Origin of the sequence: Bacillus sanguinis (assembly GCF_018332475.1) — a bacterium.
Classification (GTDB): Bacteria; Bacillota; Bacilli; order Bacillales; family Bacillaceae_G; genus Bacillus_A; species Bacillus_A sanguinis.
Genome location: NZ_BOQB01000196.1, coordinates 1 through 10,564, shown reverse-complemented (window position 1 = coordinate 10,564; position 10,564 = coordinate 1). Strand labels below are relative to the sequence as shown.

The window sequence follows — 10,564 nt, the reverse complement described above, 5'->3', positions numbered from 1 at the left end:
AATTACCTCGCGCTCAAATTTATTATTAGTTACTTACTTTTAGTTGTCAATAAGTCCCTTATTTTCATTTTAAATAAAAAGAGAGTAAACGCCAATTTCGTTTACTCTCTTCGCTAATTATTTCGTTTCCTCTTCCAGTACTGCTTCCATCTCAGTAAATTCACGATGAATTGCTTTCACTGGTTCTTTCGTTACTAAACTTACAACAATAACAGCTAATAAGCTACAGAAGAATCCAGGTACCATTTCATACATAGTTGCTTTTAAACTTGGAATTTGTACCCAAGTAATTACAACTACTGCACCTACAATCATCCCAGCAAGAACGCCCCATTTGTTCGTTCTCTTCCAATATAAACTTAATAAAATTGCTGGTCCGAATGCTGATCCAAATCCTGCCCAAGCATATCCAACAAGCGTTAAAATTGTATCACTTGGATGATACGCTAAAACAACTGCAATCATCGCTACTACTAATACTGACATCCTACCGATAAATACAAGTTCTTTATCACTTGCGTTACGACGGAAAAATGTTTTATAGAAATCTTCCGTTACAGCACTTGAAATAACAAGTAATTGTGAGGAAATACTACTCATAATCGAAGCTAAAATAGCTGATAGTAAAAACCCAGTAATGTACGGATGAAATAGAATATTTGAGAATGTTACAAAGACCATTTCCGGATCTTGTAATGTCGCATTATTTTTAGCGTAATAAGCAATACCAACTAGACCAGTAAGCATTGCACCTATAATTGAAATCGTCATCCAACCGATACCGATTCTACGAGAAGTTTTCAAATCTTTAATAGAGGTAATTGCCATAAAGCGGACAATAATATGTGGTTGACCAAAATACCCAAGACCCCATGCTAAAAATGAAATAATACCAAGTATTGTAGTCCCTTTAAACATATCTAAATGCGATGCATCAACTTGCTTAATTGTATTGAATGTTTCTGTTACACCACCGACATCTGTAAAAGCTACAATTGGAACTAATACAAGAGCAATAAACATAATACAACCTTGCACAAAGTCAGTCCAACTTACTGCTAAAAAGCCACCGAATAGTGTATAAGCAACTACGACACCGACAGTTACAAATAAACCAATTTTATAATCAAGGTTAAAAGAATTTTCAAACAAACGTCCACCTGAAACTAAACCAGCCGACGCATAAAATGTGAAAAATACTAAAATGACGATAGCGGAGACAAAACGAAGTATTTTCGTACGATCTTTAAATCGATTCTCTAAAAAGTCTGGAATCGTAATTGAATCATTTGCCACTTCTGTATACGTTCGCAAACGCGGGGCCAAAATTAAATAGTTTGCATAAGCACCTATTAATAAACCTATCGCAATCCATACACTTGATAATCCTGTTGCATACATCGCACCAGGTAATCCCATTAGCATCCAACCACTCATGTCAGAAGCACCAGCTGATAAAGCTGTAACTGCTGGACCGAGTCCCCTTCCGCCTAACATATAATCTGATAAATCCGATGTCTTCTTATAAGACCAATAACCGATATACAACATACCTGCCATATAAATAGCAAGCGAAACCATAATTTCAATCTTCACCAAATCTCTCCCTTAGTTACATAAGCCATTCAAAATTTCGAAAACTGACTTTTTCTATTTTCTTGTTTTCGCTTATGGTTCCCTACCTTAACAAACATTTTTTGTTCTTTCAAGTGAACAAGCCCTTTTCACTGCATGTGAAAACCTTTATAAACGCCTTTATCCCAGCGGATTACCCTGCTTTCAAAAGAAATTAAAATAAAAATATTCAGAAATTAATTACGCCTATTTTTCAAATAAAAAAGCCATACAAATGAACTGAATCCAAAATGTATGACTTTTAATTTATTCGATATAGCTTATCTTCATTTACTAGTAGGAAACAATTCCGAAAGAGGAACTACTCTCCCCACCTCATCTTTAAACACAATATGCTCTCTCGTTAAATGGCGCGGACTCTTTACTCCCGCTGCTGCTGCAAGTGAGAATAAACTGTATCTCATACTAACAACATAATTCATTACGCGCCATTTCTTCTCATACGGATCTAACGCTTTTTGATAATGCGGATTCGTCGTCGCCACTCCAGATGGACATTGTCCCGAATTACATTGAAGCGCCATAATACAGCCACTTGCCATCATAAACCCGCGTGCTGAATTTACAGCATCTGCTCCAATCGCTAAAGCAATTGCCACTTTATCTGGTGTAATTAATTTTCCCGAGGCAAACACTTTGAATTTATCCCGAACACCATAATGATTCGCTTTATCAATACAAGTTAGTAACGCTGGAATAAGCGGCATTCCCATACTATCTGCCATCGATTTATACGTTGCACCTGACCCACCTTCTGAACCATCAATTGTAATGAAATCTGGATAGATGTTTAACTCTTTCATCGTTTTGAATAAATCTTCCAGCGGCTCCTGCTGTCCAATTACAATTTTCATACCGACAGGTTTACCGCCGTTTTCTTGCAAGCGCTGAATAAAATAAAGCGTATCTGCTGCATTATTTAAAAATGTAAATCGATTCGGTGAATTAATTGTCTCACCTTCTCGTACATTCCGAACAGAAGCAATCTTTGCATTTACTTTTTGTCCTTCTAGATGGCCACCACGTATTTTCGCACCTTGCCCAAATTTCAATTCAAATGCTTTAATATTACTTTCTTTCGCTTTCCCCATAAATTTCTCTATTGAAAAATTACCGTCCTCATCACGATATCCAAATAAACCCGGACCAATTTGTGCAATGATATTTGCACCCGTATGTAAATGCTCTGGAATAACACCACCTTCACCAGTATTAATCCACGAACCGCCAGCCATTTTCGCTCCAAACCCACTCGCTAAAATATAATTTTCGCCAATCGAACCGTAAGAAGTTGCTGATGCGCCAAACATGCCATACAGTTTCCATGGATATTTACGATTTTCACCGACGATAATTGCATCGTCTTCTTCATATAACCAAAGATTCGTTGTATCCGCTGTCAATTTTTCTCTCCGTGAAAATAACCCTTCTTTATGAATCACATACTTTTTCCCTTCACGTTCTTGCGTTACATTCACACGTAATTCTTCTGTTAATATCGGAAATAATGTATTAGCAATATAATAGCCAGATGCATCAAAATCTCGTTTTGATCCAAAACCAAGTATTTCCGAACGGTACTTCGCTAGAAACATTACACTTTGAAAATCATAACGCGAAAAAGGCTTTCCATCCGTATCATGATCAAACCAATATTGCCTAAATTCAGGTCCTATCTTTTCAAGTAAATAACGCATTCTTCCTAAGTATGGATGCAGCTTTAATATAGAATGATGCGTCCGTTTTTTTATGAAAAATGTAATAATAAAAAAAATGATTAATAGTAGCATCAATAAGAGCAATATACTAATAATAACGAGTAGCGTTTCACTCATCCCGCTTCCTCCTATGAAAATCCATAATAAAAGGAGAACACATCAGGTGTTCTCCTTTTATCTTTATTCAAATTAATGTAGCAAGATGCTCTTTCGCATCATATTCAACTAAACTTTCAGCATTTTTAATTCGATGAACAAAGTCTGGATTAGCAATTAAAGGTCTTCCGAATGCCGCTACATCAATCGTTCCTTCTTGCAACGCTTCTTCAGCCTCTTTCGGATTCAAATTACCAACCCCAACGATCGTACCATCCCAATATTTTCTTACTAATTGATGAAAATTCTTTCCGTCAGCAATCACTGCCGTATAATTCATCGTTGAAGGGTGAATCATCGTTAAACCAACTTCTTTGAACATAGCTACAAACGTTTCAATTGCAAGCTCAGGATTTTCCCACATATAAGTAGGATTATCACCTTTAAAGGCAGAGAAACGAAGAAGTGTTTTATCAGCACCAACAGCTTCTATTACAGCCACCGTTACTTCTTTCATAAACGTTAACCGTTGCTTTAAGTCACCGCCGTATTTATCAGTACGCTTATTTGCAAACTCATAAGTAAATTGATCGATTAAATATCCATGTGCACCATGAATTTCTACCCCATCAAATCCAGCTTCAATTGCATTCTTCGCAGCTCGTGCGTATTGACCGATAACTTCTTGTATTTCTTCTAACGTCATTGCTTCTGGTGTATCAAACGGTTTACGAAAACGCGGAACATTTCCCTCTGCAGCAATAGCAGACGGCGCTTGCGGCATTTGTCCACCAATTATTTCGTGATGACTCATACGGCCAACATGCCATATTTGAGCAATAATCGTTCCACCCTCTTTATGTACTGCCTCTGTAACAGGCTTCCACGAATCGATTTGTTCTTGTGTATAAATTCCTGGTACTCCCGGATTACCTTTTGCTCTTGGGCTAATGACGATTCCCTCTGTAATAATTAATCCAACTCCATCAGCTGCACGCTTTCTATAATACTCGACTACATCAGCACCAACGACTCCTGTTTCATGATTTGCGAAACATCTCGTCATCGGTGCCATCGCTATGCGATTACGAAGAGACCAAGATCCAATTTGAATCGGATTAAACAACTTCGTTTCTTCAATATTTTCAAAAGACCCCCAAGCGTTTATATTTGTTCCTTCATAAATACTTGCCGCTTTATTATTTGAACTTGTCATTTTTCTTCCCCCTAAAAAATTCTTACTATAAACGCATCATACTTACTTTTAGATAGTAACGTCAATTTATACGCCTTTACCATCAAACATTCGAATATCAAAAAATAGAATGATACAACTAAAAAAAGGTTTCCTAGGCAGGAAACCTTTTTTAGTTGACCATATGTGGCTAACGATTCGTTTATCTCTTCACATATAAAAAAACTTTAACAATAGAGGTGAAAGTAGTTCGGTATTCTTCTAAAAATAATAACTTATATATACCTAAAACAATGAAAGCCCTACCTCTCTTTCATCCTTACGGCTCCTCGTCCGTGCCAGTGTGAATCAGGATTGCAAAAATCAAGTAACTATTCTATCGAAGTGTTTCATTAAACTTCGAACATTCGTAAAGAATTAAAAAATAAAAATGGATTTGATTGTAGTAATAACAAAAGAGGTTAATGCTCTAAAAGTGGCTTGAAAGAGTTGAATGTCTTTGAAAGGATTAATTTTCTATAATTATGCTCCCAAAAAATTCAAAATCTTTTTTGGGATATAATACATTATTTGTAATGAATCTTAACAAAAGCTTTTTATTTGACTTTCTGTGATACCTTCAATTAATCCTAGTTCACTAATCAAAAATTCGTGTGCGTTATCTAACATTTTCTTTTCGCTTGCATTAAGTGCTTTTTCTTTCTGCATACGTAATAAATCACGTACAACTTCAGCACCTTCTTGTATTTTACCCGTCTTTATTTTATCAGTGTTCAATTTATACCTTTGTTTCCACGTAAGTAATCTATCTGATTCTCCATGTTGAAAAATATTCAATATGTGTGCTATTGCCGTTATATCTGTGACTGGTCGTATATTTGAGCTCAATATTCTTCCTGCTGGAATCATTACTTCCATATTACTACCCGACATTTTTATAACATAATACTGTTGTTTTTCTCCTGCGATTTCCTTCTCTTCTATGGCTTTAATTATACCTGCTCCGTGCATTGGATAAACAATGTTATCGCCAATTTGAAACAAATAATCCACCTCCATATATGGTAACCTTCTCAATCTTATCACAAATTCGTTTTTTTAGCAAAATTTTTATTTTATCATAAAATTATTTTTCATGTCAATCCTTTCAAACTAAGAAAATAAACTCGTATAATATCACTAAAAACCCGCAATCTTATTAATTTTTCCACATATATATGCATTCTAATTTCACCTTCTCTTTTTACATAAAAACACATTACTACATATGAGTAGTAATGTGTTTTTTATACGGAATCGGTAAAAATTCTCTATTAACTTCACGCCTATATACTAATCTGCTTACGAACTGTTTCCCTCGCTAAAAGAAAACTCATAATCACTTGCGCAGCTACTCGGCTCGTCATATCTCTGAAATCAAGGGTTGGATCAATTTCTACAATATCCATTCCTTGAACGAGCGGTTCTTTACCAAGAAATTCAATTGCATCAAGTAAAGTCGTACTGTCCATTCCCCCAGGGCCAATTGCTGGGCAACCTGGTGCAAAAGCTTGATCTAGTACGTCCATATCAAGAGAAATGTAAATAGAAGTCACGCCTTGCTTTCTTAATAATTCAATACTTTCCGTCATAATATCTTTTATTTCTCGCGCTCGTACATCTTTCATTGTATACACTGTCACGCCATGTTCTTTTGCATATTCATGGTACGCTCGCGCGTTTGAAAAATTACGAATACCGATTTGAACGAGCTGTTTTCCTGTAATGACACCATTTTCTAGTAAACTACGAAACGGTGTACCATTTGACGGACCACCATCATCTAAATTACGTAAATCATGATGGGCATCAAATTGAATAATACCGACCTTTCCTTTACTGTTTGCAAATCCTGTTATACTCGGAAAACTAATCGAGTGATCACCGCCAAGAACGATTGGTATCATGCTCGGATTTACTTTCGTAATATGGCCAACTGTTTTTGCAATTCTGTTATGACTTTCTTTTATATCCGTTACATGCATCGTAATATCGCCGCAATCATATAAGACACTTTCTTTCATGTCGTGTTCTTCTGTAATTGCGTACGTGCTATATGCATCTAACATCGCACGAATTGTTTTTGGAGCAAAACTTGCTCCTGAATGACTAATAGATGGTTTAGAGAGGGGTGCTCCAATTAAGGCGGCACCGAATATTTCTACACCTTCCTCCCAATCTTTAATCATCTCACTCCATTTCGTCACTTCACGATCGATAAACTTTGCATTCTTCTTTAAATAGTGGCCGTGCTCCACGATTGTTCACCTCTTGTATATGCAATATTACCATTCTTCCATACTGTATTCACATGACTTACGCCGTAATGATACGGTACGTAAGCATAATTGTAAGCATCCCATAAAACTACATCTGCCTTGCGACCAACTCTAATTTTCCCAGCTACATCACCACGATTAATTGCGTAAGAAGAGTTAACTGTTACTGCATTCCAAACTTCTTCTGGTGTCATTTTCAGCTTCAGCATTGCGATGCTCATAATAAGCTGAATGTTTTCAGTTGGGCAGCTGCCTGGGTTAAAGTCTGTAGCTAATGCAACTGCAACACCTTCATCAATCATTTTACGACCGCGGGCAAAGCTTTCTTTATTTAAATAGAAAGTTGTTCCTGGTAATAAAGTGGCTACTGTATTAGAGTTTGCAAGCATTTCAATTCCTTTATCAGAAGCACCAACTAGATGGTCAGCTGATGCTGCACCAATTTCAGCTGCTGCTTCCGCACCACCAAGTGGGTCGATTTCATCTGCATGAATTTTCACATCAAAGCCAAGTTCTTTCGCTTTTAATAAAAACTCTTTTGATTCTTCGACAGAGAACACACCTGTTTCGCAGAAAATATCAACGAATTCAGCTAATTGCTTCTCTTTCATTTCTGGCAATAAGTCTAGCATCCATTGTAAAAATTCTTTTGATCTACCTTTATACTCTTTCGGAACTGCATGAGCACCTAAAAACGTGGAAACTAAATCAATTGGATGCTCTTTTTGTAATTGTGCGGTTGCCTCTAATTGTTTCCATTCCGTCTCATCATCTAATCCGTAACCACTCTTCGCTTCTACAGTTGTAACTCCGAAAGATAGCATACGGTCTAAATGAAATTTCGCTTTTTGAACAAGTTCTTCTTTCGACGCCTGTTTCGTTGCATTTACAGTTGAAAGAATACCTCCGCCTTTTTCTAAAATTTCTAAGTACGGAACTCCTTGTAATTTTAGCGCGATTTCATTTTCACGAGATCCACCAAATACAAGGTGAGTATGCGGATCAACAAGACCAGGAGAAACCATTTTCCCGCCGCAATCAATAACTTCCTTCGCTTGTAATCCTTTCGCTTCTTCCGCTGTTCCAACGAAAGTAATTACGCCATTTTCAATTCCAATCACACCGTTTTCGATAACAGGAAGCGTGTTCATCGCTTCCCGTCTTAACAAGCCATCTTCTTGATCCATTGTTAGTAATTGACCGATATTTATTAGTAAAGTGTCCAGCATGTTTTCTCCTCCTTATTTCATCATTGGAATGTTTACGCCTTTTTCTTTCGCAGTTTCCACAGCTAAGTCATATCCTGCATCAACGTGACGAACAACACCCATACCAGGATCAGAAGTTAATACGCGCTCAATACGTTTAGCTGCTGCTTCTGTTCCATCTGCAACGATAACCATTCCAGCATGAAGTGAATAACCCATACCAACACCGCCACCGTGGTGAACAGATACCCAACTTGCACCGTTTACACTGTTAATTAATGCATTTAAAATTGGCCAGTCTGCTACTGCATCACTACCATCTTTCATCGCTTCTGTTTCACGGTTTGGAGATGCTACTGATCCGCAATCTAAATGGTCACGGCCGATAACGATCGGTGCTGATAATTCACCATTTGCAACCATTTCATTAATGATGCGACCAAATTTCGCGCGCTCACCGTAACCAAGCCAACAAATACGTGATGGAAGACCTTGGAATTCAACTTGCTGACGTGCCATACGAATCCAGTTACATAAATGCTCATTGTCAGCGAATTCACGTAAAATTACTTCGTCTGTTTTATAAATATCTTCTGGATCACCAGAAAGTGCTACCCAACGGAATGGTCCTTTTCCTTCGCAGAATAATGGACGGATAAATGCTGGAACGAATCCTGGGAAATCAAATGCATTTTTCAAACCTTCATCGAAAGCAACTTGGCGAATGTTATTTCCATAATCAAATGTAATTGCGCCTTTTGCTTGCATAGCAAGCATTGCTTCTACATGTTTTGTCATGCTTTCTTTTGATAATTGTACGTAACGTTCTGGATCTTCTTCACGAAGTTTTGCTGCTTCTTCTAACGTGTAACCTACTGGAATATAACCGTTTAATGGGTCATGAGCAGATGTTTGATCCGTAACTAAATCTGGCGTAATATTACGCTTCACTAGCTCTGGTAAAATTTCTGCCGCATTTCCTAATAAACCAATTGAAATTGGTTCTTTCTTCTCTTTATACTCGTTCGCAACCGTTAATGCTTCTTCTAACGATTCTGTATACATATCACAGTATCTCTTTTCAATACGACGATCGATGCTGCGCTTATCAACATCAATAGCAATAACAACACCGCCGTTCATCGTTACAGCAAGAGGTTGTGCACCACCCATACCACCTAAACCAGCAGTAAGTGTTAATGTACCTTTTAATGAACCATCGAAATGTTGACGTGCCGCTTCACCAAATGTTTCATATGTTCCTTGTAAAATCCCTTGTGTTCCAATATAAATCCAGCTACCTGCTGTCATTTGTCCGTACATCATAAGACCTTTTTTCTCTAGTTCACGGAAGTGATCCCAGTTCGCCCACTTCGGTACTAAGTTTGAGTTCGCTAAAAGAACGCGCGGTGCATCTTCATGTGATTTAAAAATAGCAACTGGTTTTCCTGATTGAACAAGTAATGTTTCATCGCTTTCTAACGTTTTTAATGAATCTACAATCGCCTGATAGCTTTCCCAGTTACGAGCTGCACGGCCAATTCCGCCATATACAACTAATTCTTCTGGCTTTTCAGCAACTTCAGGATCTAAATTGTTCATTAACATACGAAGTGCAGCTTCTTGCACCCACCCTTTCGTTTGTAACTCTGTACCTCTTGGCGCGCGAATTGTTTGTTGTAGTTTTTCCATTTCAATCTCTCCCTTTTCTCATTTTATAGTGCTGCGTTTACATCTAATCTTTCTTTTATCGAATAATTCGTTTTTAACCAATGCGTAATATTTTCAATATCTGTTGAGAATATACGGTCATTTGTAATAGAAGGTACTTGCTGACGACCTTGATGGTAGAAGCTCTTCGTCACTGTACTCATGTTTTCAATACCACGATATTCCGCTGCTTGCATCGCACAAATCATTTCAATTGAAAGAACACGTCTTACATTTTGAATAATTTGATGTGCATGGCGTGAAGCGATTGTTCCCATACTTACGTGATCTTCTTGGTTAGCTGATGACGGGATTGAATCAACACTCGCCGGATGTGCTAACGTTTTATTTTCAGAAACTAGTGATGCTGCAGCATATTGCATAATCATCGCACCAGACTGAAGTCCTGGTTCTGGACTTAAAAATGGCGGTAAATCATTTAATTGCGGATTTACTAAACGTTCAATACGACGTTCTGAAATATTTGCAAGTTCCGCCATTCCTACTTTTAGGAAGTCCATCGCAAACGCAATCGGTTGACCATGGAAATTACCACCCGAAATTACTTTTTCCCCACCATCAAAGATTAGCGGATTATCTGTTGCTGCATTCATTTCAATTTCTAATTTTTCTTTTACATAATTTAAAACTTGCCAAGAAGCACCGTGTACTTGCGGGATACAT

8 protein-coding genes are annotated in these 10,564 nt (G+C 37.4%); all 8 read right to left on the bottom strand.

The genetic code is table 11. The features are described 5' to 3' along the window. Positions 1-117 precede the first annotated feature (117 nt). Positions 118-1,596, bottom strand: coding sequence for a sodium/proline symporter PutP (gene putP / locus KI369_RS20180; protein WP_212957150.1), 1,479 nt, complete (start codon positions 1,594-1,596; stop codon positions 118-120). Between the two features lie 305 nt (positions 1,597-1,901). Beyond that, entirely contained in the window at positions 1,902-3,470 is a 1,569-nt protein-coding gene (locus tag KI369_RS20175) for an FMN-binding glutamate synthase family protein (RefSeq protein ID WP_212957149.1), read from the bottom strand. Between the two features lie 67 nt (positions 3,471-3,537). Beyond that, complete coding sequence (locus tag KI369_RS20170; RefSeq protein WP_212957148.1) at positions 3,538-4,665, bottom strand: alkene reductase; 1,128 nt, start codon at positions 4,663-4,665, stop codon at positions 3,538-3,540. Positions 4,666-5,226: 561 nt separating this feature from the next. Next, on the bottom strand, positions 5,227-5,688 hold the full coding sequence (locus KI369_RS20165) for a CarD family transcriptional regulator (RefSeq protein WP_212957151.1): 462 nt from the start codon (positions 5,686-5,688) through the stop codon (positions 5,227-5,229). Positions 5,689-5,969: 281 nt separating this feature from the next. Beyond that, positions 5,970-6,941, bottom strand: a complete 972-nt coding sequence (gene hutG / locus KI369_RS20160) for a formimidoylglutamase (protein ID WP_212957147.1) — start codon at positions 6,939-6,941, stop codon at positions 5,970-5,972. Then, a complete protein-coding gene (gene hutI / locus KI369_RS20155) occupies positions 6,920-8,191 on the bottom strand; it encodes an imidazolonepropionase (RefSeq protein ID WP_212957146.1) in 1,272 nt (423 codons plus the stop codon). Before hutI ends, hutG begins: the two co-directional genes overlap by 22 nt. A gap of 12 nt (positions 8,192-8,203) precedes the next feature. Further along, on the bottom strand, positions 8,204-9,862 hold the full coding sequence (hutU, locus tag KI369_RS20150) for a urocanate hydratase (protein ID WP_212957145.1): 1,659 nt from the start codon (positions 9,860-9,862) through the stop codon (positions 8,204-8,206). Between the two features lie 23 nt (positions 9,863-9,885). Further along, positions 9,886-10,564, bottom strand: a 679-nt coding sequence (locus KI369_RS20145) for an aromatic amino acid lyase (RefSeq protein WP_212957144.1), incomplete at its 5' end; no start/stop codon positions are given.